The sequence below is a fragment of the Streptomyces sp. NPDC052396 genome, from assembly GCF_044593195.1.
Taxonomy (GTDB): domain Bacteria; phylum Actinomycetota; class Actinomycetes; order Streptomycetales; family Streptomycetaceae; genus Streptomyces.
In genome coordinates this window covers 258950-282352 of the sequence record NZ_JBIUAW010000006.1, presented here as the reverse complement: position 1 = coordinate 282352, position 23403 = coordinate 258950, and the positions used below count along the sequence as shown (strand labels likewise).

Annotated in this window: 23 protein-coding genes; 9 read left to right on the top strand and 14 right to left on the bottom strand. The window is 71.4% G+C overall.

Annotated elements, in window-relative coordinates; genetic code table 11:
- Window positions 1-41 precede the first annotated feature (41 nt).
- Complete coding sequence (locus tag ACIHFE_RS17865; RefSeq protein WP_400107524.1) at window positions 42-1244, top strand: MFS transporter; 1203 nt, start codon at window positions 42-44, stop codon at window positions 1242-1244.
- 40 nt (window positions 1245-1284) lie between these two features.
- Here the strand turns inward: ACIHFE_RS17865 and ACIHFE_RS17860 are convergent, their stop codons facing one another.
- Both ACIHFE_RS17860 and ACIHFE_RS17855 read right to left on the bottom strand, forming a co-directional pair.
- Window positions 1285-3840: an FtsX-like permease family protein gene (locus ACIHFE_RS17860; RefSeq protein ID WP_400107522.1), complete on the bottom strand. Its 2556-nt coding sequence runs from the start codon at window positions 3838-3840 to the stop codon at window positions 1285-1287.
- Window positions 3834-4577, bottom strand: coding sequence for an ABC transporter ATP-binding protein (locus ACIHFE_RS17855; protein ID WP_400107520.1), 744 nt, complete (start codon window positions 4575-4577; stop codon window positions 3834-3836). Before ACIHFE_RS17855 ends, ACIHFE_RS17860 begins: the two co-directional genes overlap by 7 nt.
- A gap of 176 nt (window positions 4578-4753) precedes the next feature.
- Between ACIHFE_RS17855 and ACIHFE_RS17850 the strand changes: the two genes are divergently transcribed.
- Genes ACIHFE_RS17850 through ACIHFE_RS17840 form a run of 3 tightly spaced genes read left to right on the top strand, consistent with a single transcriptional unit; the run spans window position 4754 to window position 6440 of the window.
- Window positions 4754-5566: an NAD(P)H-binding protein gene (locus ACIHFE_RS17850; RefSeq protein WP_400107518.1), complete on the top strand. Its 813-nt coding sequence runs from the start codon at window positions 4754-4756 to the stop codon at window positions 5564-5566.
- Between the two features lie 12 nt (window positions 5567-5578).
- On the top strand, window positions 5579-5995 hold the full coding sequence (locus tag ACIHFE_RS17845; protein ID WP_400107516.1) for a helix-turn-helix domain-containing protein: 417 nt from the start codon (window positions 5579-5581) through the stop codon (window positions 5993-5995).
- A 34-nt stretch (window positions 5996-6029) separates the two neighbouring features.
- Window positions 6030-6440, top strand: a complete 411-nt coding sequence (locus ACIHFE_RS17840; protein ID WP_400107514.1) for a VOC family protein — start codon at window positions 6030-6032, stop codon at window positions 6438-6440.
- A gap of 14 nt (window positions 6441-6454) precedes the next feature.
- Here the strand turns inward: ACIHFE_RS17840 and ACIHFE_RS17835 are convergent, their stop codons facing one another.
- Window positions 6455-7351, bottom strand: coding sequence for a LysR family transcriptional regulator (locus tag ACIHFE_RS17835; protein ID WP_400107512.1), 897 nt, complete (start codon window positions 7349-7351; stop codon window positions 6455-6457).
- Between the two features lie 86 nt (window positions 7352-7437).
- On the opposite strand from ACIHFE_RS17835, the gene ACIHFE_RS17830 reads away from it, so the two are divergent.
- A complete protein-coding gene (locus ACIHFE_RS17830; protein WP_400107510.1) occupies window positions 7438-8325 on the top strand; it encodes a PhzF family phenazine biosynthesis isomerase in 888 nt (295 codons plus the stop codon).
- Here ACIHFE_RS17830 and ACIHFE_RS17825 read toward each other — a convergent pair.
- The gene (locus ACIHFE_RS17825) at window positions 8292-9341 is read right to left on the bottom strand and encodes a helix-turn-helix domain-containing protein (RefSeq protein ID WP_400107508.1); all 1050 of its coding nucleotides are present in this window, start codon (window positions 9339-9341) and stop codon (window positions 8292-8294) included. The genes ACIHFE_RS17830 and ACIHFE_RS17825 overlap by 34 nt on opposite strands.
- A 453-nt stretch (window positions 9342-9794) precedes the next feature.
- On the opposite strand from ACIHFE_RS17825, the gene ACIHFE_RS17820 reads away from it, so the two are divergent.
- Window positions 9795-10151 carry a peptidoglycan-binding protein gene (locus tag ACIHFE_RS17820; protein ID WP_400107506.1) on the top strand — a complete coding sequence of 119 codons (357 nt, stop codon included), beginning with the start codon at window positions 9795-9797 and terminating at the stop codon, window positions 10149-10151.
- Window positions 10152-10325: 174 nt separating this feature from the next.
- Here the strand turns inward: ACIHFE_RS17820 and ACIHFE_RS17815 are convergent, their stop codons facing one another.
- Window positions 10326-11600, bottom strand: a complete 1275-nt coding sequence (locus ACIHFE_RS17815; protein ID WP_400107504.1) for a hypothetical protein — start codon at window positions 11598-11600, stop codon at window positions 10326-10328.
- A 183-nt stretch (window positions 11601-11783) separates the two neighbouring features.
- Here ACIHFE_RS17815 and ACIHFE_RS17810 point away from each other — a divergent pair, with 183 nt between their 5' ends.
- Window positions 11784-11993, top strand: a complete 210-nt coding sequence (locus ACIHFE_RS17810; protein WP_400107503.1) for a hypothetical protein — start codon at window positions 11784-11786, stop codon at window positions 11991-11993.
- Window positions 11994-12133: 140 nt separating this feature from the next.
- On the opposite strand, the gene ACIHFE_RS17805 is transcribed toward ACIHFE_RS17810, so the two are convergent.
- Complete coding sequence (locus ACIHFE_RS17805; RefSeq protein ID WP_400107501.1) at window positions 12134-13237, bottom strand: hypothetical protein; 1104 nt, start codon at window positions 13235-13237, stop codon at window positions 12134-12136.
- A gap of 229 nt (window positions 13238-13466) precedes the next feature.
- Between ACIHFE_RS17805 and ACIHFE_RS17800 the strand changes: the two genes are divergently transcribed.
- A complete protein-coding gene (locus ACIHFE_RS17800; protein ID WP_400107499.1) occupies window positions 13467-13994 on the top strand; it encodes a hypothetical protein in 528 nt (175 codons plus the stop codon).
- 929 nt (window positions 13995-14923) lie between these two features.
- On the opposite strand, the gene ACIHFE_RS17795 is transcribed toward ACIHFE_RS17800, so the two are convergent.
- The 3 genes from ACIHFE_RS17795 to ACIHFE_RS17785 all read right to left on the bottom strand — a co-directional run bounded on the left by ACIHFE_RS17795 (window position 14924) and on the right by ACIHFE_RS17785 (window position 16382).
- Window positions 14924-15097 (bottom strand): hypothetical protein, encoded by a 174-nt coding sequence (locus ACIHFE_RS17795; RefSeq protein ID WP_400107497.1) that lies wholly within the window; start codon window positions 15095-15097, stop codon window positions 14924-14926.
- Between the two features lie 153 nt (window positions 15098-15250).
- Complete coding sequence (locus ACIHFE_RS17790) at window positions 15251-16027, bottom strand: hypothetical protein (RefSeq protein ID WP_400107495.1); 777 nt, start codon at window positions 16025-16027, stop codon at window positions 15251-15253.
- A 196-nt stretch (window positions 16028-16223) separates the two neighbouring features.
- A complete protein-coding gene (locus tag ACIHFE_RS17785; protein ID WP_400107493.1) occupies window positions 16224-16382 on the bottom strand; it encodes a DUF6879 family protein in 159 nt (52 codons plus the stop codon).
- 240 nt (window positions 16383-16622) lie between these two features.
- Between ACIHFE_RS17785 and ACIHFE_RS17780 the strand changes: the two genes are divergently transcribed.
- Complete coding sequence (locus ACIHFE_RS17780; protein ID WP_400107491.1) at window positions 16623-17486, top strand: hypothetical protein; 864 nt, start codon at window positions 16623-16625, stop codon at window positions 17484-17486.
- A 49-nt stretch (window positions 17487-17535) separates the two neighbouring features.
- Here ACIHFE_RS17780 and ACIHFE_RS17775 read toward each other — a convergent pair whose 3' ends face one another.
- The 5 genes from ACIHFE_RS17775 to ACIHFE_RS17755 all read right to left on the bottom strand — a co-directional run bounded on the left by ACIHFE_RS17775 (window position 17536) and on the right by ACIHFE_RS17755 (window position 23391).
- Complete coding sequence (locus ACIHFE_RS17775; RefSeq protein WP_400107489.1) at window positions 17536-18525, bottom strand: malate dehydrogenase; 990 nt, start codon at window positions 18523-18525, stop codon at window positions 17536-17538.
- A 137-nt stretch (window positions 18526-18662) separates the two neighbouring features.
- Window positions 18663-19727, bottom strand: a complete 1065-nt coding sequence (locus ACIHFE_RS17770) for a helix-turn-helix domain-containing protein (RefSeq protein WP_400107487.1) — start codon at window positions 19725-19727, stop codon at window positions 18663-18665.
- A 405-nt stretch (window positions 19728-20132) separates the two neighbouring features.
- Window positions 20133-20945, bottom strand: coding sequence for a helix-turn-helix domain-containing protein (locus ACIHFE_RS17765; protein ID WP_400107485.1), 813 nt, complete (start codon window positions 20943-20945; stop codon window positions 20133-20135).
- Window positions 20942-21712, bottom strand: coding sequence for a helix-turn-helix domain-containing protein (locus ACIHFE_RS17760; RefSeq protein WP_400107483.1), 771 nt, complete (start codon window positions 21710-21712; stop codon window positions 20942-20944). Before ACIHFE_RS17760 ends, ACIHFE_RS17765 begins: the two co-directional genes overlap by 4 nt.
- Before the next feature lie 449 nt (window positions 21713-22161).
- Window positions 22162-23391, bottom strand: coding sequence for an NADP-dependent isocitrate dehydrogenase (locus ACIHFE_RS17755; protein WP_400107481.1), 1230 nt, complete (start codon window positions 23389-23391; stop codon window positions 22162-22164).
- Window positions 23392-23403 lie beyond the last annotated feature (12 nt).

The window sequence follows — 23403 nt, the reverse complement described above, 5'->3', positions numbered from 1 at the left end:
ACTGGTGCGCGCCCCCGCCCCCCCACCCCGGAAGGGAATCCATGCCCATCACCGGCGCCGCCCCGCCCGCCCGGACCCGGCTGACCGGCCTGCCGGCCGTCCTCACCGTGACCACCGGGCTCTTCTCCATCGTCACCGTCGAAATCCTGCCGATCGGCCTGCTCACCTCGATCGGCGCCGACTTCACCGTCTCGGACGGAATGGCGGGCCTGACGATGACCATGCCCGGCATCCTCGCCGCGGTCGCCGCGCCCATGGTGACCGTGGTCACCGCCCGGGTCGACCGCCGTCGGATGCTGTGTGCCTTCATCCTTCTGCTGGCCATCGGCGACTTTCTCGCCGCGGCCGCACCCGACTACCGGGTGGTGCTGGTTTCCCGGGCGCTCCTGGGCATCACCATCGGCGGTTTCTGGTCCATCGCCGCCGGCCTGGCCGAACGACTGGTGCCCGCCGGATCGGCCGGCCGGGCAACGGCCTTGATGTTCTCCGCCGTTCCGCTGGGCTCCGTGCTCGGCGTACCGCTGGGCACCTTTGTCGGCCATGTGGCCGGCTGGCGAACCGCCTTCGCGGCCATGGGAGTTCTCACCACCGCCGTACTCATCGCGGCCGTCCTGGTCCTGCCGCCGCTGCCGCCGGTGCGGGTCACCCGGCTGAGCTCGCTGCGCGACGGCTGCCGGGGCGGTGGCACCCGGTGGGCACTCGCACTGACCCTCCTGGTGGTGCTCGCCCACTTCGGCGCGTACACCTATGTGACGCCCTTCCTGGAGCAGGTGCCCAGGCTCTCCCCCGAGGCCGTGACCGCTGTCCTCCTGGTCTACGGCGCGGCGGGCATCGCCGGTAATTTCGCCGCGAGTTCAGCACTGTCCCGCTGCCACCCACGCACCGTGCTGGCGCTGGCGGGCGCCCTGATCGCCCTGTCGGCCCTGTCCCTCCCGCTGCTCGGCCGGCGGACCCCGGGGGCGCTGGTGTCCCTGGCCCTCTGGGGGTTCGCCTACGGCGGCGTACCGGTCGCCTCCCAGACCTGCTTCGCCCGGGCGGCGGCCCCGGACGCCCCGGAGACGGCCTCGGTCCTGTTCACGGCCTCCTTCCAGGCCACCATGTCGCTGGGCGCGCTGGCCGGTGGTGTGGTCGTGGACCGGCTGTCCCCATCGGCGGTGATGGCAGTGGGCGGGATGACCGCACTCGCCGCCGTACCGGCCGCTGCCCTGGCCCGCCGCCCCACGGGGCAGGCGAAGTGCCGGTGACTCCCGTGGAATCACCGGCACTTGGGGTCGCGTTCGACGGTCAGGCCGCGCCGGCGGCCCCGCTCAGGATGTTCCGGCCGTCCCGGCCGCGCAGGGCGAGCGCGGCCGGCAGCACGGCCGCGGTGAGCGCGATGGCCGCGCAGCAGGCGGCGAGCACGCCCATCACCTCCCAGGGCACGACCGCGGGCGTCGGGCCGACCAGGTGGGTCAGGGCCGCCCAGGAGCCGCCGATGCTGATGGCCGTGCCGAGCACGCCGAGGACGGTGCCGGCCGCCACACACATCAGCGTCTCTACAGCGACGGTGCGCAGCACCTGGGCCTTGGTGGCGCCGGCCAGGCGCAGCAGGGCCAGCTCCCGCTTGCGGTCGGTGACCGTCATGACCAGCGAGTTGGCCAGGGCGATGGCCGCGTAGCAGATCGCCAGGCCGAGGATCATCAGCAGAGCGTCCCAGGACGCCTTCTCATTGCTGTCGGTGGCCGTCGACCAGATCTCCTCGGGGGTGGCGAGCCGGGCACCCAGCCCGTGCACGGCCGTCCGCAGGGCGGTGGCGGTCTGCTGCCGGTCGGCGCCGGGCAGCAGCCGCAGGTGGATCTGGCTCGCCAGGGCCGGGCCGCCGACGCCGCCGGTGACGGCGTTGGGTCCGGTCACCCAGGCCTGGGTGGCTTCGGCGCCGGTGCCGAGGACGGCGGCGACCCGCAGGGTGCGGGGGGTGCCGTCGGCCAGCCGGACCGGCACCCGCTGCCCGGCCCGGGGCGAGCCGGGCCAGGTGCGGCTGAGCACGATCGAGTCGGGGCCGAGGCCGGTGAGCGAGCCCGCGACGACCGGCAGGCGGTCGACCGCGGCCAGCGCGGTGGCGTCCGCCGTCGCGGCGCGGAAAGGCACGGCCTCGCCGTCCTGGTCGGCCATCACGGAGGTCGGGGTGATCACCAGGGCCCGCGCACCGGGTACGGCGCGGACACGGTCCACCACGGCCCGGCTCAGCCCGGGCGTGCCGGCCGGCGTGACCACGAAGTCGGCGGCGGACAGCTGGTTGCGGACCTCGGTGACCTGCGAGCGGTTGATGGTGTCGATGCTGCCGAGCAGGCAGCCGGCGAAGGCGATGACCAGCACCACCGGCGTGGTGGTGGCGGCGGTGCGCCGGAAGGCGGTCAGCGAGCTCTGCCGGGCGGTGGCCCAGACGATGCCGCCCCCGTCCCCGGCCGGGCGCCCGCGCAGCCGGGCCGAGAGGGCGGGCAGCGCCGTCAGCGTCCGGATCACCGGGCCGGCCAGCACGCCCGCCAGCAGCACACAGCCGGCGACGACGGCCAGCAGCAGACCGAGCGAGTCCGCGGCGTTGGCCGCGGCGTCCGGCCAGTTCCGGGCCGTGATCACCAGGGCCGCGATCCCGCCGCCGAGCACCAGCAGGCCGCTCAGCCAGCGGAAGGCCAGCGCGCCCCGCGAGCGCCGTTCGGCGTCCGCCTCCATCAGTGCCTCAACCGGGTTGATCAGGCCGGCCTTCAGCGAGGAGAGCACCACGCCGCTCATCGCGGTCAGCAGCCCGATCAGGGCCGCGGCAAGCAGCCCCCACCAGGAGACCGGGACGGTGAAGCCGGCCGGGACCATGTGGTGGTTGATCAGCCACCGGCCGGCCAGCGGCGCCCCGGCCGCGCCGAGCACGCACCCGGTGACGGAGGCCAGTACGCCGACCACCAGGGCCTCCCGGTTGACCAGGGTGCGCAGCTGCTTGCGGGTGGCGCCGATCAGCCGCAGCAGCGCGAGTTCGCGGCGGCGCTGGGCGATCGACAGCGCGAAGGTGCCGGCCACCACGAATACGGCGGTGCCGCCGGAGACCGCGGCGGCGAGGCCGAGCGGGGTCTGCACATCGTTCAGCCGGCTGCTGACCTCGGCGTAGTGCGGGTCCGCCTGGCTGCGCCCGGAGCCGGTGAGCACCCGGGCGACTCGCGCGCCGCCGGCGGCGTCCACGGCCCGGCGCACCGAGTCGGCGGGGCCGAAGGCGGCCAGCACGCCGACGGCGGGGCAGTACCGGGCGGCCTGTGCGTCGGTGAAGAAGACGGCGTGCTCGAACGGCGCCGCCTCGGTGACGCCGGAGACCGTCGCGGTGTGCGGGCCGTCGGCGGTGACGAACCGGACCCGCTGACCGATCTGGTCCGGGCGGCCCCCGCCGATGACGATCTGGTCGTCGGCGGACGGCGCCGAGCCGGCGGCCAGCCGGTATCCGCCCAGGGCCGCGCTGGACCAGGCGCGTCCGACCTGCTCACTCGGGCCGTCCGCGAGCTGGGCGTAGAAGGTGCGGTCCTCGACCGTCCGGCCGGTCCTGGCCACGGCGGCGATCAGCGCGGCCGGCAGGCCCTGCTGGATGGCGACCGGGGTCGGCCCGGTGCCGCCGCCGGCGGCGTTGGCGTCGATGGTCCGGTTCGCGGTCACCAGGACCGGGGCCCGCGAGAAGCGCTGGCGGCCCTGATCGGGCACGCCGGAGGTGGCACCGATGACCAGGATGGAGGTGGCCATCAGGGCGACGCCGCAGGCCAGCGCGATAAAACTGCCGACGAACGAGGCCCGGCGCAGCCTGATGCCGGCGAGGGCGAGGCTCAGCATGCCACGGCCTCCAGCGCGGTCATCCGGGCGGCGATCTGCTCGGCGGTGGGCCGCTTCAGCGAGCCGGCCTGCCTGCCGTCCCGGAGGAAGATCACGCGGTCGGCATAGGAGGCGGCGACCGGGTCGTGGGTGACCATGACCACGGCCCGGCTGGGGTCGTCGGCCATGGTGCGCAGCAGGGCGAGGACCTCGCGCCCGCTCTTGGTGTCCAGCGCGCCGGTCGGTTCGTCGGCCAGCAGCACCGCCGGGCGGGTGATCAGCGCACGGGCGATGGCGACGCGCTGCTGCTGACCGCCGGAGAGCTCGCCCGGCCGGTGTCCGGCCCGGCCGGCGAGGCCGACCGCGGCCAGGGCGGCGCTCACCTCGGACGCCGCGGGGTGACGGCCCGCCAGCTTGGCCGGAAGTGCCACATTCTGCGCCGCGGTCAGGGCGGGGAGCAGGTTGAAGGACTGGAAGACAAAGCCGATCCTCTCCCGGCGCAGCACCGTCAGCTCGTTGTCGCGCAGGCCGCCCAGGACGGTGCCGTCGACCCTCACCTCACCCTGGTCGATCGGCTCCAGGCCGGCGGCGGACCGCAGCAGGGTCGACTTGCCGGAACCGGAGGGGCCCATGACGGCGGTGAAGGTACCGAAGGGGAACCCGACACTCACCTCGTCCAGGCCGATGACCGGTTCGGGCCCACGCCGGTAGGTCCGGCGAACCGATCGGAGTTCCACAGCAAAGTCCGCGACGTTCATGATCACAGCACATCAGTCCGGGCGGGGGTGGCTCAATGACAGGCGATGCAGTCTTGAAGGTATAGCTGGCTACACCCCCCGGAGCGCGGTGCGCCGGCCTGGACCCGAGACGCTCGCTTATGCGAAGGAGCGCGACGGCCATGGTCCATCCAACTCCCCTGCGCTTGGCTTGAGTCATGACTCCACACCCCATCCTCGTCCTCGGCGGCACCGGCAAGACCGGCCGGAAGGTGGCCCGGCGGCTGGCCGCCCGTGGTCTGGCCGTCCGCATCGGTTCGCGTGCCGCCACCCCCGCCTTCGACTGGCAGTCCCCGGCCGGCTGGCCGGCCGCCCTGGACGGCGTCCGTGCCGTCTATGTCGCCTACCAGCCCGACCTGGGCTTTCCCGGCGCCCGGGAGACCATCGCGGCCTTCGCCGAGGCCGCCGTCGCCTCCGGCGCCCGACGCCTGGTCCTGCTCTCCGGGCGCGGCGAGGAGGGCGCCCAGGCCGCCGAACGCGCCCTCCAGGCGTCCGGCGCGGACTGGACGGTGCTGCGGGCCAGCTGGTTCAACCAGAACTTCAGCGAGGGCTTCTTCCTGGACGCGATACGCGCCGGAGAGCTGGCCCTGTCCACCGGTGACGCCGTGGAACCCTTTGTGGACACCGACGACATCGCGGATGTGGCGGTGGCCGCCCTCACCGACGACCGTCACACCGGCGAGATCTATGAGCTCTCCGGCCCCCGCCTGCTGAGCTTCCATGAGGTGACGGCCGAACTGTCCAAGGCCACCGATCGCGACATCCGTTATCTCCCCATCCCGGACGATGCCTTCCGCGCCTTCCTCGCCGAGAACCAACTCCCCCTGGAATTCGCCGACCTGCTCACCCTGATCACCGACGGCCGTAACGCACAGCTTGTGGACGGAGTGAGCCGTGCACTGGGCCGCCCGCCACGAGACTTCGCGGACTTCGCCAAGGAGGCCGCGGCGGCGGGCGTCTGGTCGTCATGATGGGATGACACCGTGAGCCGCGCCGTGGAAGAGACCAACCGCCGCATGCTGCGGGCCCGGGACGCGATGGACCGCGCCTATGCGCAGCCCCTGGACGTCCCGGCGCTGGCCCGGATCGCCCTTGTCTCCGAGGCGCATTTCATCCGTGTCTTCCGGGCCACCTTCGGTGAGACGCCGCACCGTTATCTGCAACGGCGCCGGGTGGAGCGGGCGATGTTCCTGCTGCGGGAGACCGACCGCAGCATCACCGACATCTGCTTCGAGGTCGGCTTCGGCAGCCCGGGCACCTTCAGCCGCACCTTCCGCGAGATCGTCGGCCGGTCGCCGCGGACGTACCGCAAGGAGACGGCGGCCATCGCAGTACCGGCCTGCTTCGCCATGGCGTGGACCCGGCCCAGTGGCCAGACCGGGTCGAGCAGTTCTGGATAAGTTTTCCGCCGCCCCGGCCACTAGCGTTGTCCCCATGTTCAACGCCATCACCCAGTCCCAGATATACGTCCTCGACCAGGACGAGGCCCTCGACTTCTATGTCGGCAAGCTCGGCCTGGAGGTCGCCGCCGATGTCAACCTGGGCTTTATGCGCTGGCTGACCGTCTGCGTCCCCGGCCACCCGGAGCGCCAGATCCTGCTGGAGAAGCCGGGCGCTCCGGCGATGTCGGAGGAAACGGCCGAGCAGGTACGCGAGTTGGTGACCAAGGGCGCCATGGGCGGCTGGCTCATCCTCAACACCGACGACTGCCGCAAGACCTACGAGACGCTGCTGGCCCAGGGCGTGGAGTTCACCGAGGAGCCCACCGAGCGCCCGTACGGGACGGACTGCGGCCTGCGCGACCCCTTCGGCAACCGGATCCGCTTCACCCAGCCCAAGGGCTGAGGCCCCGGCTTCGGCTAAGCCGGCTTCCCCACGAAGTGCCGCGCCACCTCGTCCGCCACCGCCCCGGCCGCCCGGGAGGGCGTGCGGCGCCGGTGGCGCGCCAGGTGAACGGAGACCTCCCCCAGCACGGGCCCGTTGACCACGGTGAGCCTGCCGTCCCGCAGCGCGTCCGCCACATTGGTCCGGGGCAGTACGGTCAGGCCCAGGCCCGCCGCCACACAGGCGCGGGCGGCCTCGATGCTGCCGAACCGGGTCAGCCGGGGGCGGGCGCCGGGGACGGCCAGCAGTTCGCGGGCGAGCCGGTCGCTGTAGGAACAGCCCTGCTCATGCAGGAAGAAGCTCTCCCGCGCCAGCTCCGCCCACCCCACCGCACCGACCGGCCCAGCGAGCCCGTGCCCCGGGGCACACAGCAGCACCAGCGGCTCGGCGCCGATGCGCCGGGCCGTGAGCTCGGCGAAGTCCGGCCGCTCCTCCAGCATCAGCGCCAGATCCAGGCGTCCGGACCGCAGCCCCGCCACGGCCTCGGCCGTGCCACAGGGCTCCAGTTGCACCTCCACCTCCGGGTGCCGGTCCCGCAGCGCCGCCACCACTCCCGGCAGATGGGCGGAACAGAGGGTCTCCCCCGCCCCGATCACCACCCGCCCCGCGACCGGCCCGTCCTCCTGCGCCGCCGCCAACAGCCGTGACTCCGCCGCCAGTACGTCCTCGACCCGTGGCAGCAGCCGCCGCCCCGCCTCGGTGAGCAGCGCGCCCCTGGGCAGCCGGTCGAAGAGCCGCGCTCCCAATTCCCGCTCCAGGGCACGTATTTGGACCGTCACCGTGGACTGGGCCAGATGCAGCTCGGCGGCGGTGGAGGTGAAACTGCCCGTTCTGGCCAGGGCGGTGAAGGTGTGCAGCACTCGGGTGTCCATGCCGCCGCACCCTATCGGCATCCTCGATCGATGTGATGAAGAACCATCGTTGGCCACGATGGCCTCAGCCCGGCAAGCTGGTCCCCATGAACCTCACCGCCGAAGTCCTGCACTACACCGCCTTCACCGCCACCCCTCTCGGCGGAAACCCGGCCGGTGTCGTGCTCGACGCCCGTGATTTCGACGAACCGCGCATGCTGGCGATCGCCGCCGAGACCGGCTACTCGGAAACCGCCTTCCTCACCGCCCTCGACACCGCCCAACGCCGCTTCACCGTCCGCTACTTCAGCCCGCTGGCCGAGGTGGACTTCTGCGGGCACGCCACCATCGCCACCGCCGTGGCCCTCGCCGAGCGCATCGGCCCCGGTGAGCTGCTCTTCGACACCCCCGCCGGTGAGATTCGGGTGGAGGCCACCGCCGATGACCGGGGCGCGATACGGGCCACCCTCACCAGCGTCCCGGCCCACTCCCGCCCGGCCACCGCCGCCGAGGTGTCGGCGACGCTGGCCGCCCTGCACTGGGACCCCTCCGACCTCGACCCGGCGCTGCCGCCCCATGTCGCCTTCGGCGGCAATGAGCATCTGGTGCTGGCCGCCGGCTCACGCGCCCGACTGGCCGATCTGGACTATGACTTCGACGCGCTCGGCACCGTGATGCGGGCGGCCGGCTGGACCACCGTCCACCTGGTCTGGCGCGAGTCCGAGGACCGCTTCCACGCCCGGGACCCCTTCCCCGTCGGCGGTGTGGTGGAAGACCCGGCCACCGGCGCCGCGGCCGCCGCCTTCGGCGGCTACCTGCGCACCCTGGGCCTGGTGGAGACGGCCACCACGCTCACCATCCGCCAGGGCGAGGACATGGGCCGGCCCAGCGAACTCACCCTGGGAGTCGGCCCGGAGGACGCCCGGGTGCGGGTGAGCGGGCAAGCGGTGCGGATCCCGGCTCACGCCTTCCGGGTGGCGGCGGTCAGCGACTGACGGAGCACGGCCGGAGTATGGCCGTACCAGCGCTGGACCGCCCGGCGCAGCGCACGGGTATCGGCGTACCCGGCGCGGGCGGCGATGGACTCCATGCTGAGGTCGGTGTTCCGCAGCAGGTGGGTGATCTGCTCGCGGCGCACATCCTCAACCTGGTCCCGCCAGTTGGTGCCATGCTCTTCAAGGCGGCGTTGCAGTGTGCGGGGGCTGAGCCCCAGGCGCCGTGCCACCGAGCAGAGCGTCATGCCGTCCTCGGTATGCGCCGCCCGCACGGCGGCCCGGAAGACGTCCAGCCAGTTGTGCAGGGGGATGGCCGCGTCCAGGGCCAACTCGGCCTGTCTGCGCAGCAGTACCGACAGGCCCGGCGCCGCATAGGGCACCGGGGCGCACAGGTCCGCGGCGAGGAAGGTGATCGAGCTGAGGGGCGCCTTGAAGTCAATGGACCGGGTCCCGTACAGCTCGACCAGCGGTGTGTGATCGCGCGGGGTCTCGGCGGCCAGCGAGACCCGGACCGGGACAAGGCGCCGGCGAGCGGCCTCACTGAGCCTCCGCTGGTAGAGCCCGAGGCAGTAGGCACGGCGGGCGCAGGCGACCTCATAGCTGCTGTCGGCCCGGCTCACATGGGTGATGGTGACCTGCCGGCCGTTCTCCACGACCTCGATGGCCTCGTTGGCCACATCGGCCATGACGCCCAGGTGAGTTGAGGCGTCCTTGATGCCGTCGAGGAGGGTGGGGGCGGAGGTGAGCACATAGTCCCAGACCCCCAGGGCACCGAGGTGCGACCGCCGCACCAGGAGCCGGGCCACCTCGGGCCAGGGGGCCTTGGCGGTGAGCAACTCCCAGACCTGGAGGACCGAGGTGACCGGCGGCCGGTAACGGTCGTCGTGCAGATGCTCCGGAGCCAGACCCAGCAGGTGGGCGTAGTCGGCCGGCGCGACCTCGAGCAGGGTGGCACCGTCCACCGTCAGACGGGTGATGGCGGAGGACGTGGTGCCGTCCTTGGTGCTTCTGGACACGAGGGCACAGCTTAGGTCAGCGGAATGCGCATATGTGACGTGTGTGGTCCCCCTTTTGTCATGCGAGGTCCCTCTGATCGGATGTCATTCCGCCTTAGCCTTCAGGGGTATTCGCAAGGACCTGTCATAAACCCATCCAACTCATCCATGGGTGGGTCAGGCCGGGCGTCCGCGAGGGCGGGCCTTGCTGACCAGAGGCCCCCTGCGTATACACCGCGCCACCGCCGGTCCCGGCTCCGCCCCCGCGGGCCTTTGCGGCCACCACCGCCCGGCGGCGGCGCGGACCCAACAGGGCGAGGCTCCTTCCTGACGCTTGGAGCCCCGCTGTCTCCGTCTCACATCGCCTTGGCTTTCACCTGCACGGCGACGCGGGACGTACGCCAGGACCCAGCGGGCCAGAGCCTCTGCTGCGGAACCGCGCCACCGGCCGTTGCGAACATACGGGAGTACCCCATGAAGAAGACACTTCGTAGAGGATCGGTTGCCATGGGCGCCATGCTTCTGGCGGCCATGGCAAGCACCACGTCGGCGAGCGCTGCGCCGGGGATCAACCCCATCGAGATCGGGGACTACGGGTACGGCGTGCGTTGCGTGCAGGCGGCGGTGGATTACTGGGGCGGGACCAGCCGTGGCGTGTCCGTCAAGGTGGATGGCCAGTTCGGGAACGCCACGGAAAATGCGGTGATGGAATTTCAGAAGGACTTCGGCATCGCCCCTGACGGTGTCGTCGGCCCGCAGACCGGAAACTATATTGTCGGCTACGCCGAGCACTGGGACCCCCGTTGCACGGGCGTTGTTCCCACCTCTTGACCGTCCGGCGGTCGAATGGGGCTTCCCTGACCAGGTGAGCTGCCGGCGGTCCGTTGCTGCGGTTCTACGCGTCAGCGCCCATGAAAGCCAACTCGGCTCCCTCATCCGGTGATTGCCTGGTACACCGCGTGCCGGCCGGGCCGTGCCGGTGGCCGACGCCGCCGGCAGCGCACCTCAGATGCGGAGCGTCCCGGGGAACGCGCCATGGCCGACGCCCGGTGCGGTGAGGGCCAGCCAGCCATGGCCGCGTACCCGGGTGTCCGGGCCCACCTCGCCGGGGTCGACCGAGAGGTACTCGCAGGCGGACCGGGCGCCCGCGGTGCCCGCGTTGGGCGGGGCCTCGTCGTACTCGGGGTCGAAGTCCGGGTCGTCGACCGCGAGGGTCTCCCACGGCAGCGGGTCGCCCTCCCATTCGGGGTCGCCTTCGGCCACATACTGACGGATCACCCGGCCGTTCTCGGCGGCCATCCACACATCGGAGCCGCCGGCGTCGTCCAGGAAGAAGAACTGTGCCTGGCCGCAGTGGGCGCTGACCCGCTCGACCGTCTCGACCATGTCGTCCCAGAGCTCGCCGACGAGCAGGTCGAAGGGGCCGAAGACCAGGCGCCAGCCGTCCAGCTCCGGGGTGATGAAGGCCCGCCCCACGGTGCGGCCGGCGCCGTCCGGCCCGGCTATCCGGATGTCCTCCCCATCCGTCGCATGGACGCCGGCGGAGACCGTGATGGGACGCCGGTCGTGCAGATCCAGCGCCTCGAAGACGCCCTCGTAGGACGCCCCGGGCACGGCCAACCACCAACCGCTGAGGATCGGCGCCGGGAGCGACGGGGTCTCATACGGGATCTTCACCCGGATCAGCCGCTCGATCGCCGCGCGGTCACGGCCGTCGAGCGCGTCGGCGCCGCCGCCCGCCACCAGCGCCGCCAGCGCGCCCCGCCGGGTGCTCGGCGACGCGGCCGGGTCGCGGCGCAGCGAGCGCAGCCGTGGCCGGAAGGAGTCGCGCATCAGGAGGGCGTAGTCAGCCGCCTTGTAAGGGATGAGGCGGCCCCGGGCATAGCTCTCCACCAGGGCCCGCAGTCCGGCCTCGGAGTCCACCCGCAGCCGGTGGAGCCCCTGGAAGCCATTGCCCGACCTCCCGTAGTCCGGATCGGCCGCCAGCGCCGCGTACTGGTCGGCGCAGCGCTCGTCGAACACCGCGAGGAGCCGGCCCGCCTGCCAGTCCGCCACCTCCTTGCGGCCCCACGCCGCCAGCAGGGCGTCAAAGGCCGGCGGCCCGATCTGCCGCAACACCCGTACCACCGGCTCCAGATCAGCGCTTCGCCGCACCTCGGCGAGCCCCCTCAGCAGCGCCGGCACCACGCTGTCGGCCTGCTCCGCCAGCCGTGCGGCCGCGGCCGCCACACGCGCGGCGTCGTCGCTCTCCAGGTCCCCGAGAAGGGATTCGATCTTCATGCGGCACACAGTAGGCCCAGGCACTGACTACGCCCTGCGGGGCCGTGGACCGGGGCGGTTGACGGTCCCGGGGCGCACGGTGACGCCGGCCGGCGCCCGGGCGCGTGCGGCGCATGGTGCGGTTCTGCCGGAGGTATGCCCCGGTGGTCCTGCCATGCCGTGCGCCGCCTCCGAGGAGTGTGTATGACCCCCGTTCGCCGTTTTCTGACCACGGTCGCCGCAACTGCCCTGCTCTGCCTGGGCGGTGCCGCACTGGCGGCGCCGGCCGAGGCGGATGTCGACGCCAATGTGCTGGGCGGCACGGTCACGGCTCTGGCAGATGGAGTGATCACGGCCGGGGCGTTGGGGACGCAGCTGGTAACACTGCCCAATGTGGCCGACGGCATCGTCTGACCACCGCGCCACCGGGAGCGGGGCGCACCCTCGGCCGCGCATCCTCGGCCGCGTGGCCGCCACGGCCTGCCCATGGTCAGGCAGGCCGTGGCGGCCTTGTCCCGCGCGGGAGTTGCCGCCGGATGCCGCAGCCGGAGCGATCAGCTGAAGTGGCGGACGAATACATGCGACTTGCCGTTGGTGCCGCCGGGCACGATGTCGCCGGCCGTGGACTGGAAGACCACATCCCGCCCATCGGCGCTGACCGCGTGGGCCCCGGCCGAGGCGGGCCGGTCCGAGACGACCTTGTCGGTGTCCGTCTGCAGGTCGCGCAGAGTGAGTGACGATCCGGTGGTGTCGCTCGGGGCGTACAGCAGATAGCGGCCGGTGGGGTCGATGGCCACGCCCCGTACACCGGGCACCAGTTGGTCGGTGTCCGAGGGCACATCGTGGACGTAGGTGTCGGAGCCCGAGGTGTAGACAACCTTGGTGCCGTTGTCGCTGAGCTGGACGAGTGTCGCCCCGTCGGGGCCCTCGATCGGGTCGGAGGTGGTGCCGCTCGTCCGGTCCCACACAAAGACGTTCCCCGCCTCGCCGTCCTGGTAGGCGACATAGCGGCCGTCGCCGCTGATGGACGGCCGGGAGGGCTGGTTGTGGTCGAGGGTGGCGACGGTCGCGGTGGTGCGGGCGGTCCAGTCATGAACCTCGATGCGCTGGCTGGGCGACGTTCTGCTGACGAGGTTGGCAAGGGCGGTGTAGCGGCCGTCCGAGCTCATCGACGGCTGGTCGCAGCTGACCCAGCAGTCGGCGGAAATCGTCTTTCCCGTGCCCACCTGGTACTGGCGAATCCGCACGCTGTTCATCCACTTCACCGTATAGGCGACGTATTCCCCGTTACCGCTGATCACCGGAGGCTGGAGCGTGGTCAGATACCCGATCCGTGTGGTCTTTCGCGTCTGCTGGTCGCGGACGAACACTTTGTCCCCGCCCGTCGTTTGATCGGGCGTGAGGTTCTTCGCCGAGGACGAGAAGACGATGCGGTGGCCGTCGGGCGTGATCGAGGCATCGGCGGAGTTGTCGTCGCCCTGGCTTCCGTCGGCCGCGACACTGACCCTCTCGACACCGGCCGCGCGGTCACCCGCGACGCCCGCGGGCGCGGCCGAGGCGGCTCCGGGCAGCGCCGCCGTGACCGCGCAGACCACAACCGCCGCGCTCAGGGCGGCCCGCACCCGTCTGGTGGTGCTCCGGTTCGTTTTTCCCCTCATTTTCCCCCCACGTTGGACATGATCTGCCCTCCAGCTCCCCACCGGAGGTCCACAACCATGCAACCGCCACCGCATAGTTGGGGGCAATGCGTCACATGACGTAGTGAGAGGCGCGGTTTTGGTCATGCGAGAGCGGTCCGCGAAGTCGGACGGTGACTCCCCCGCGTGGGGGATCACGATCGTCCACGCGGCCGATCCCCTGTCGTCGGGGTTCGGCGACGGTGGAGTCATGCCGATTCACCTCCCTCTGGGCAACACCGAGCGCCCGGTACCGCGTTGGGCGCTCCGACTCGCCAAAGCGCTTCCCTTCATCCTCCTGCCGCACTGCCTGTGGCGGTTGCCCTTCGCCTTTGGCTTCACGATGGGAACGGTGGATCCGTCGGCGCGGCCCATACCGTGGTGGGGCGGCGCCTATGTATTCGGGCTGAGCGTGCTCACCGAGGCACTGGCACTGCTCTGCACCGGCCTGGTCAGCGGGTGGGGCGAGAGAGTCCCGGACTGGCTGCCGCTGATCGGTGGCCGGCGGGTTGCCCCGCTCGCCGCGATCATTCCGGCGGCCTTGGGCGGACTGGGCCTGGTCGCACTGTGGGACACCATGCCCCTCGCCTGGTTCGATCTGCTGGGCTTTCACGAGGTCGCCTTCAGCAATATCTGGTGGGTGGCCCTGGCACGGGTGTGCATCAGCCCGGTGATGCTGTGGGGCCCGATCGTGCTTGCTCTTACCTACGCCTACTACCGCCGTCGCCGAGTTGTCTGACCCGTGAAGTGGTTGATCAGCAACGTGGCGTCGCCGAGCAGCCAGAAGTCGGTTCCACAGAGCCCCGGACGGCAACCGAGGTGGCCGGCGGCCGGTATTGGTCGTCCTGCAGGTGCTCCGAAGCCAGACCCAGCAGGTGGGCGCAGTCGGCCGGCGCGACATCGAGCAGGGTGGCACCGTCCACCCGGTGCTTCTGGACACGAGGGCACAGCTCAGGTCGGCGGAATGCGCACATCCGACGCGTGCGGTCCCTGTTCTGGCGTGCGGTGCCCCCGTGATGGCACCGCATGTCCGCATAGCTTTCCACTGCACGGCGGTCAGGGCCAGGATGGGCGGCCGAAGGGCTACTGCCACCGCGTGATGCTCGATGCTCGTCCGCTACGTAACTGACATCGGCATCAAGTAGCCGCACTTGCCGAAGGACTTCCCGCCGTATCGACGGGTGCGCGCCTCGCCCGCCCCTGGCAGCTGAAGGGACTGCTCACGACATGCACCACCCTCCGCGCCTGCCGCCAAGCCCGATTCCGCAGCGACAACCCCGCCGCCACATATTGAACAGAGGTTTCCACAGACGGTTTGGGCGACTTCATTGCAGTTGCCATAAACGTCAGCAGAGGAGCGGCGGCGCGCACCGTGAGCAGACCGCGCACGCACTGCCCGCATCTGACGCCGCAGATCCACCGCGCGAGCGTTGGCCTGCCGTCCGGCCGCTCGGACACTGTGCGTTCCGGCACCCGAACTACGGCCTCACTGTGCAAGGAGGAACTGGATGCAATCAGAACGCCGTTGTAGGTTCCGTGGCGCATCCCCCTCCCCTTTCCATTTCCGGAAAGGGGACGGTCAGCGCCATGGGCAATAGCGACGGCGGTTGCGGCGACCTGCTGTGGGCCCGCAGAGAAGTTCGTGCCTGACGACCGACAACTCGCTGATCAGGTACGAAAGGTCAACGGCGGCTCGGTGAGCGAACTCTTGAAACGATAGGCCAGCAGAAAGACAGCGGAGAACCGATGAACCTCAGCAAGCGCCTCAGCGCCTTCATCGCCATGACCATTGCCGCATTCAGGATCGTCCTGGGCTCCAGCGCACTCCACGGTGGCGGCCACACCACACAGGCCGGAAAGTCACCAATCGCCCGTAGCAAGGGATACGCGGCGCCCGTTCCATAAGCGGGACGCCGCGCTGGGGCGGCGTTCGGGCACATGTCCCGGGCGAGCCCCGGTAACGCCGCACCGGCGCGCACCGCATCGCCACTCTTGTCATTCCGCGCCGACGGCCGGCGGGCGACGCCGCTTCCAAACGGCGAGCCAAACCCCCGCCCCCAGGACGGCCGTCCCCGCCCCGCCCGCGAAGATCCACGGAGTCCAGGCGTCGAACCCATTGTTGTCGCCGTCCACCGCGAGCGTCCTGATCGTCTTTTTCCGGCCGTGGTGACTGATGACCACGACGTTATAGGTCCCCGAAGGCGTGCCCTTCGGCACGGCGATGCGTCCGGCATAGACCGTGGCGCCGTCATCACACTTGCACCACGGGTCGTCCGGGCTGTCTTCCCTGATGCGACGAGGCCTGCCGAAGGCATCGGACTCAACCGTCAACGCCTGCTCGTCCGGGGCCGGATGATCGTCGGAGAGGACCACCAACACCTTCTCCCCGGCATGGGCCTTCTTCCCCCGGGGCTCCAGGTCGAGCCGCCTGACCTGAGCCGGTCCCTGCGGTACGACCTTCAGCCGCGCCGTCGCCACGGTGCGCCCGTGGAGGGTCGCGGTAACCGGGTAGCTTCCCGGTGCGATTCCGCTGCGGATCCCGACCCGCGCGTCCGGGAGGAAGGGGTCATCGGAACGCGCGGCGCCAGGCCGCTCAGGGTGCAGTCGCAGGGTCTTGACCAGGGCAGCCGAAGTGACCTCCACCTCGTCCCAGGTCCCGCTCATTCCCTCGATGGCGAACCCGGGGTTGGCGCCCACCTCAAACGAGCTGTCGTCAAGCACCAGTCGGGGGCTGCTCGGCGTCCCGTCGCGCGTCGCAGCCACCGCGTCCACCGACGGAACCGTGAGCAGGGCCAATATCAACGCGGCCCGCGCCAGGCGCCGTAAGCGCGATAAGTCGACTCCCCGGTCCGCGACCACAAGCCCCCCTCGTTATGACGGTTGTGCCGACGCGGCAGACCATCGCCAAACGTAGCGTGCACGCGTCCGGGCAGGCACCGTTTATGACGAGGTCCACCCAAGCGCGCCACTACGCGGAGTTGGGATCGTCCGCCGGTTCGCCCCGACTCCAACCAGCAAGGTGCTCGCGCTCCTCCGCCACCGCGTAGACGTCTCGCATCTCCAGGTGGACTGCGGAACGTCGGGCCGAGTCGAGCAGCTCGTCAAAGCTCGGCACCGTCTGCGACATCGCACGCCTCCCTCATCAGCGACACCATTCGCGCCAGCGGCGCAAAAGAAGCGCTACAGCTCACGCCAACCCATACGCGCCCCCAGCGCAAGCAAAGCCGCTCCCCGAACTCCCGCCGTCTCTAGTCAAGTTGGCGATACGCTCGACCCGTCACAGCCCGAGAACGACAGCGGCCCTCGCCATGTCATCAGAGGACACGCGAGGGCCTACACCACCAAAGTTCACAGGAGGAACCCGGCAATGCTGCGCCATGTTATCGCTACAACAACCCACTTCACCCAGGTTCCGAACGAGATCATCCGGCACCCGCGCCTATCCTCGGAAGCCGTCCGCCTCCTCCTCTGGCTGCTGTCGCAGCCGGACACCGGTGAGCTCTGTCTCTCGGAGGCGGCCCGCCGGGCCGGGATCAAGCCCACCGCGTTTCAGCGGGCCAAGTCGCAGCTGTGCCAGGAGGGTTATGCGCACGAGTGGCGGCGGCAGGGGCCGGGCGGAAGATGGGTGACCACCCAGTTGATCGCCAACACCCCGTTGACGGGGGATGAGGCGGCCGCGATCCGGGACGGCGACCGACCGCCACCGCCGAGTGGCAGGAAGCCGGTCGTCGGTCGGCCGAGGGGGCGGGCGGTCGGTGGTCAACCCCCTAACACTGAGGGGAAGACTGATACCCACCCGCCCACCCGGCCGCAGCCGGATCCGCAGCCGGCTCCGCAGTCCGCTCCGCCGCCGACTCCGCGCGACTTTCTGCCGGAGGAGCTGGTGGAGCGCGGCGCGCTGATCCTGGCGTCCGTGTCCAGCCGGGAGCCAAGGCTGCCGCTGACCGGGCGGGAGGTGGAGCAGCTGGCCCCGCTGGCCGCGGACTGGCTGTTGCGCGGGGCGGGGGCGCGGCAGTTGCGGGAGCAGCTGACCACGGGGCTGCCGGAGCCGGTGCACCATCCGGCGGCGCTGGTGGGTGACCGGCTGCGGCGGAAGCTGCCGCAGGCGCCGCCGGTGGAGCTGGGGTGGCGCGCCATGGTGCCCGGGCAGCGCGGGGCGGAGAGCTGGGACGGGTCCGCGGCCCGACGGGGCGCGGCAGCGGTGCGGGCGGCCATGCGCGGCGGGGCATGACAAAGGGCGGCCTCCGTAGCCGGGGGCCGCCCTGGGTGAGTCAGACCGCTCAGATCAGGCCGAGCTCACGGACCGCGTCGCGCTCCTCGGTCAGCTCCTGGACCGAGGCGTCGATGCGGGCGCGGGAGAAGTCGTTGATCTCCAGGCCCTGGACGATCTCGTACTTGCCGTCCTTGCAGACGACCGGGAAGGAGGAGATCAGGCCCTCCGGGACGCCGTAGGAGCCGTCCGAGGGGATGCCCATGGAGGCCCAGTCGCCCTCGGCGGTGCCGTTGACCCAGGTGTGGACGTGGTCGATGGCGGCGTTCGCGGCGGAGGCGGCCGAGGAGGCGCCACGGGCCTCGATGATGGCGGCGCCGCGCTTGGCGACGGTCGGGATGAAGGTGTCGGCGAGCCACTGCTCGTCGTTGACGACCTCGGCCGCGTTCTTGCCGGCGACCTCCGCGTGGAAGATGTCCGGGTACTGGGTGGCGGAGTGGTTGCCCCAGATCGTCAGCTTGCGGATCTCGGAGACGGCGACGCCGGTCTTCTTGGCCAGCTGGGTGACGGCGCGGTTGTGGTCCAGGCGGGTCATCGCGGTGAAGCGCTCGCGCGGCACGTCCGGGGCGGCGGCCTGGGCGATCAGGGCGTTGGTGTTGGCCGGGTTGCCGACGACCAGGACCTTGATGTCGTCCGCGGCGTGGTCGTTGATGGCCTTGCCCTGCGGCTTGAAGATGCCGCCGTTGGCCTCCAGCAGGTCACCGCGCTCCATGCCCTTGGTACGGGGGCGGGCGCCGACCAGCAGGGCGACGTTGGCACCGTCGAAGGCCACATTGGGGTCGTCGGTGATCTCGATGCCGCGCAGCAGCGGGAAGGCGCAGTCGTCCAGCTCCATGGCGGTGCCCTCGGCGGCCTTCAGGCCCTGCGGGATCTCCAGCAGTCGCAGCTTGACCGGCACATCCGCGCCGAGGAGGTGACCGGAGGCGATGCGGAAGAGCAGCGCGTAGCCGATCTGACCGGCCGCGCCGGTGACGGTGACATTGACGGGAGTGCGGGTCATGGCGGTCTCCTGCTGCGAACTGGGGTGGGTGTCCCTGCCCATCGGTGCGGATCCCGGTGTGCGTGAGATCCGGCGTCAGGCTATCCGACGGGGCACAGCTCGTATCGCCGACCCGGTGTGGGACGCCTCACGACGCCTCACCCACCGGTGACGGGCGAGGCCAGCGGGGCGGTGGACCCGGTGTGCGCCACGGTGCAGCCGGTGCGTCCCGACCTCAGTACGGCGCAGGCCCTGGCCTGCTCCGGCCCGGAGACCGCGACCATGGTGGTGTGCCCGTCGGTGCCGCGCTGTATCCGGCCCCGGCCGGTGAGGGTGGCGGCGGTGACCTTGAGGGTGTCGCCGGGGGTGCCCTGGGTGATCCGGGCCCAGGCGGTGCCGCAGGACTTGCTGTAGCGGACCTCCAGATAGGAGGTGCCGACGGTGGCCGAGCCGGCGGTCGAGGCGTACTGGCCGCCGCAGCCCATGGACTCGGGGTCCTTGCCGTTGCAGGCGGCGCCGTCGCACCGGGCCCGGTCGGACAGGCCGGAGGCGGGCTGGGTGGTGCCGGGGGCGGCGGACGGCGGCGGCCCGGCCTTCTTGGCGTCGTCGGAGCCGCCGAGCAGCAGCATCGCGGCGACCACCACGAGTGCGGCGCCGACCACCCCGATCACGGCGAGCAGTCCGGTGCGGCGGCGCGGGCCGGACGGGCGGCGCTCGGAGGTGAGCGGGATGGCCTTGTCCCGGACGTCCACACCGGAGGCGGTCAAGGGGCTTGACTTCGGGCGGGGTTGGGGAGTGGCGGGGGCCTCGGGCACCTTGGGCACCTCGGCGGAGGGAGCCTCGCCGGACGGAACGTCGCCGGACGGAACGTCGGCGTACGGCGCGTCGGCGGACAGCGCGGCCCTGGCCTCGGCGACCCGCCCGGCCTCCATGGTCACATCATGCCGCAGCTCGGCGCGGCTCCAGGCCCGCTCGGCCAGCTCCCAGAGGGTGCCCAGGTGGGCGGCGTTGGTGTCGGTCACCTCGGCCAGCGCCTCCACCGCGCCGCGCGGCGGCAGCAGCCGGCCGTTGAGATAGCGCTCCCATGAGGTCTTGCTGTACCCGGTGCGGTCCGCGACCGCTCCGATGCCCATCCCGCTGCGCTCGACCAGTCTGCGCAACTGCTCGGTGAACGCGCGCACTTGAGGGTCGAGATCGTCCGGTAGCGCCCTCCAACGAGGCATTGCCCTCCCCTTGTCCCGGTGCGTACCCGGACTGTTGCCCGGTGCCACCCGTAACGCCCCTTCATGGCCTCGAAGCCTGCTACCCAGGGGATGCCACAACTCAGCATGGCAGTTCCCAACCAGGCGGCGCACGGTGGCGTTTGGGGTCGATCAATGTGCCGGGCGCACGCCCCTGCGGCTGTCGGTCAGGCATCCGCCCGGCATTTCCAGCCGTCCCGGTCCGATTGGTACGAGACGGAGACGGTACGGAGACGAAGCGGAGGAGTCGTCGCGGGATCGTCACCCGTCCGCCACAGAGACCGGCTGAACCTTGATCCGGAATTGACGGCTCATGATCCTGAACACCGTGTTCGGCGGCCGGTTCTCCCACGGGGGTGGAGAACCGGCCACCGAACGCCAAGCGGATCACCCCTTGGCGGACGGGCTGACACAGTCCGGCGCGCCCTCGGCCGGGCGAAGGCAGACCCGGGCCTCGCGCGGCCGGTCGGTGGCCGTCATGGCGGTGGAGCGGTAGACCTCGGTGTCCCGCTCGCCGACCGCCTTGATCTCCTTGGTCAGGGCGCCGGGCAGGCTCAGCTCCACCCGGTCGCCCAGCCGCAGCCGCATGGCCCGTACCCAGACCGCCCCGCACCGGGCGGCATAACGGATCTCGATCCGCCGGCCGCCGGCCGCCTGGTGGGTGAGCAGGGTGTCCACCAGGCCCTGGGCGCCGCAGCCCATCTCCGCCGGGTCCGCGCCCTCGCACTCCTGGCCCCGGCAGCCGGGTGCGTAGGACTGGGGGTAGCCCGAGCCGGTGGCCAGACTGCCGCTCTCCACTGGACTGGAGGCGTGCCGGCCCGCGGTGAGCAGCAGCCCGGTGACCAGGGCGGCGGCCACGACCAGGGCGCCGGTGAACAGATAGGCCCGGTGGAACCGGCGGCGGCCGGTGTCCTCGGGGGCGGGCGGCGGCGGTACGGCGGCCCGGCCGCTCCATGCCTGCTCGGCCAGTTCCCACAGGGCCAGCAGCCGCCCGGCGGGCTCGCCGGCCACCGAGCACAGCGCGTCCACCGCATGCCGGGGCGGCAGCTTCTTGCCATTGAGATAGCGCTCCCAGGAGGACTTGCTGTACGGGGTGCGCCCGGCCAGCGCGGCCAGGCTCAGACCGGTGCGCTCCCTCAACTCCCGCAGTTCACCGGCGAGTAGGGTGCACTCCCCCGGCACCGGGCGTTCGGCGCTCACCGGCGCAGCTCCTTCCAGGTGTCCGGTCCGACGATGCCGTCGACGACCAGGCCGCGGTCGTGCTGGAAGCGCCGGGCGGCGTCCTGGGAGCGTGGGCCGTAGTCCCCGTCGGCCACCCCGGGGTCATAGCCGTGGTGGCGCAGCAGGCACTGTGCCTCCAGTACCTCCCAGCCGGTGCTCTTGAGCTCCATCAGGACGGTGCGGGTACCGCTGTAGCCGGCGCGCAGTTCGCCGTCCTGGTGGGTGACCCGGCAGGGGTAGGCGCGGCCGGGGACGAAGACAAACGGGGAGCCGGCGTCCCCCGGCGCCCGGCCGGCCGCCCCGGTGGTCTCGCTCTGCCACGGCCGTACCACCAGCAACAGCACAGCCAGGGCGATGACCAGTACCGCCACCGACCCGGCCAGCGCCTTGATCCAGGTGGCCTGACGGCGCAGGGCCCGGCGGTCTCGGTCACCCTCGTCTTCGCTTTCGCCTCCGTCTTCGCCCTCGCCCTCGGGCTGCTCGGGCCAGGCGGCGGCCGCCAGTTCCCACAGCACCAGCAGCCGGTCCGGGTCCACGGCGCAGACCCGGGCCAGCTGCTCCACGGCCTGGCGGGGCGGCAGTTGCCTGCCGTTCAGATAGCGTTCCCAGGAGGAGCGGCTGTAGGAGGTCTTGGCCGCCAGGGCGGACAGGCTGAAGCCGCCGCGATCCTTGAATCTGCGGAGCTGGACCACCAGTTGACGCACCCGCTCGTCCAGCGAAGCGGGCAGTTCTTTCCAACGGCGCATGTTCCACCCCACACGCAGGAAAACATCCCTGAGGCCGGCGGCCTCTTCTGCCGCACATGATGGCGAGATGCGGACGCCGAATCGCCAACCGGTGTGTGGCAGGGTCGAGTTCAGGCCAGTGGCGGGGGCGCCGGCCCGTCCCAGAACGACCGCGGGGGATGCGGCGTCTCCGCAGCTCAGCGCGTGGGACATCCCAGCATGGCCCAACTCCCGGGCGGGCTCTGGCGGCCATGGACGTGGCGCAGCACAGTGGGTGGACACCAGCCGGGCGGCGCGGTCCACCCCGCGCCGTCCTCCGCGGTCCGTCCTCTCACGGGGGAGGGGACGGGCCGTGGTCCCCTGTCAGGGGCGCGCGGAACCCAGTCAGGGGCGCAGGGAACACCGTCAGGGGCGCGCGGAACCCAGTCGGGGGCGCGGGGAACGCCCGTCAGGGGCGCGGGGAACGCCCGTCAGGAACCCGCAACCGCCGACAGCCGGCCGCGCAAACCCGTGTCGATGGCCGCCAGAAACTGCTCGGTGGTCAGCCAGGGTGCGTCCGGCCCGATCAGCAGGGCCAGGTCCCGGGTCATCTGGCCGCTCTCCACGGTCTCCACACAGACCCGCTCCAGCGTATGGGCGAAGGCGGTGACCTCGGGGGTGCCGTCCAGCCGGCCGCGGTGGGCCAGGCCGCGGGTCCAGGCGAAGACCGAGGCGATGGGGTTGGTGGAGGTGGCCTTGCCCTGCTGGTGGCGGCGGTAGTGCCGGGTGACCGTGCCATGGGCGGCCTCGGCCTCCACGGTGCGGCCGTCGGCGGACATCAGCACCGAGGTCATCAGGCCCAGCGAGCCGAAGCCCTGGGCCACGATGTCGGACTGGACGTCACCGTCGTAGTTCTTGCAGGCCCAGACATAGCCGCCCTCCCACTTGAGCGCGGCGGCCACCATGTCGTCGATCAGCCGGTGTTCATAGGTCAGGCCCCGGGCGTCGAACTCCGCCTTGAACTCGGCGTCGAAGACCTCCTGGAAGAGCTCCTTGAAGCGGCCGTCGTACTTCTTGAGGATCGTGTTCTTGGTGGAGAGATAGACCGGGTAGTCGCGGTCCAGCCCATAGCGGAAGGAGGCCCGGGCGAAGTCGCGGATCGACTCGTCCAGGTTGTACATGGACAGCGCCACCCCCGGCCCGGGGAACCGGTACACCTCCAGCTCGACCGGGTCGGAGCCGTCCTCGGGGGTGAAGGCCAGGGTGAGGGTGCCGGGGCCGGGGACCTTGAGGTCGGTGGCTCGGTACTGGTCGCCGAAGGCATGGCGGCCGACCACGATCGGCTTGCTCCAGCCCGGGACCAGGCGCGGCACATTGCCCATGATGATCGGCTCGCGGAAGATCACGCCGCCGATGATGTTGCGGATGGTGCCATTGGGCGAGCGGTACATCGCCTTGAGGTTGAACTCCTCCACCCGCGCCTCGTCGGGGGTGATGGTCGCGCACTTCACTCCTGCGCCATGGCGCTTGATGGCATGGGCGGCGTCCACGGTGACCTGGTCGCCGGTGGCATCACGGTGCTCGATGCCCAGATCGAAGTACTTCAGCTCCACATCGAGGTGCGGCAGGATCAGCTTGTCCTTGATGAACTTCCAGATGATGCGGGCCATTTCGTCGCCGTCGAGCTCGACGACGGGGCCGGCCACCTTGATCTTGGTCATGGGCTGGAACGT

Coding starts and splice junctions, on each gene's coding strand:
- ACIHFE_RS17785 (WP_400107493.1), bottom strand. CDS start 16,382: ATGTCGCAGACGGTGCCGAGCTTTGACGAGCTGCTCGACTCGGCCCGA.
- ACIHFE_RS17865 (WP_400107524.1), top strand. CDS start 42: ATGCCCATCACCGGCGCCGCCCCGCCCGCCCGGACCCGGCTGACCGGC.
- ACIHFE_RS17805 (WP_400107501.1), bottom strand. CDS start 13,237: ATGAGGGGAAAAACGAACCGGAGCACCACCAGACGGGTGCGGGCCGCC.
- ACIHFE_RS17830 (WP_400107510.1), top strand. CDS start 7,438: ATGAACCTCACCGCCGAAGTCCTGCACTACACCGCCTTCACCGCCACC.
- ACIHFE_RS17855 (WP_400107520.1), bottom strand. CDS start 4,577: ATGAACGTCGCGGACTTTGCTGTGGAACTCCGATCGGTTCGCCGGACC.
- ACIHFE_RS17815 (WP_400107504.1), bottom strand. CDS start 11,600: ATGAAGATCGAATCCCTTCTCGGGGACCTGGAGAGCGACGACGCCGCG.
- ACIHFE_RS17770 (WP_400107487.1), bottom strand. CDS start 19,727: ATGCCTCGTTGGAGGGCGCTACCGGACGATCTCGACCCTCAAGTGCGC.
- ACIHFE_RS17835 (WP_400107512.1), bottom strand. CDS start 7,351: ATGGACACCCGAGTGCTGCACACCTTCACCGCCCTGGCCAGAACGGGC.
- ACIHFE_RS17840 (WP_400107514.1), top strand. CDS start 6,030: ATGTTCAACGCCATCACCCAGTCCCAGATATACGTCCTCGACCAGGAC.
- ACIHFE_RS17800 (WP_400107499.1), top strand. CDS start 13,467: ATGCCGATTCACCTCCCTCTGGGCAACACCGAGCGCCCGGTACCGCGT.
- ACIHFE_RS17775 (WP_400107489.1), bottom strand. CDS start 18,525: ATGACCCGCACTCCCGTCAATGTCACCGTCACCGGCGCGGCCGGTCAG.
- ACIHFE_RS17850 (WP_400107518.1), top strand. CDS start 4,754: ATGACTCCACACCCCATCCTCGTCCTCGGCGGCACCGGCAAGACCGGC.
- ACIHFE_RS17860 (WP_400107522.1), bottom strand. CDS start 3,840: ATGCTGAGCCTCGCCCTCGCCGGCATCAGGCTGCGCCGGGCCTCGTTC.
- ACIHFE_RS17760 (WP_400107483.1), bottom strand. CDS start 21,712: ATGCGCCGTTGGAAAGAACTGCCCGCTTCGCTGGACGAGCGGGTGCGT.
- ACIHFE_RS17810 (WP_400107503.1), top strand. CDS start 11,784: ATGACCCCCGTTCGCCGTTTTCTGACCACGGTCGCCGCAACTGCCCTG.
- ACIHFE_RS17820 (WP_400107506.1), top strand. CDS start 9,795: ATGAAGAAGACACTTCGTAGAGGATCGGTTGCCATGGGCGCCATGCTT.
- ACIHFE_RS17755 (WP_400107481.1), bottom strand. CDS start 23,391: ATGACCAAGATCAAGGTGGCCGGCCCCGTCGTCGAGCTCGACGGCGAC.
- ACIHFE_RS17780 (WP_400107491.1), top strand. CDS start 16,623: ATGCTGCGCCATGTTATCGCTACAACAACCCACTTCACCCAGGTTCCG.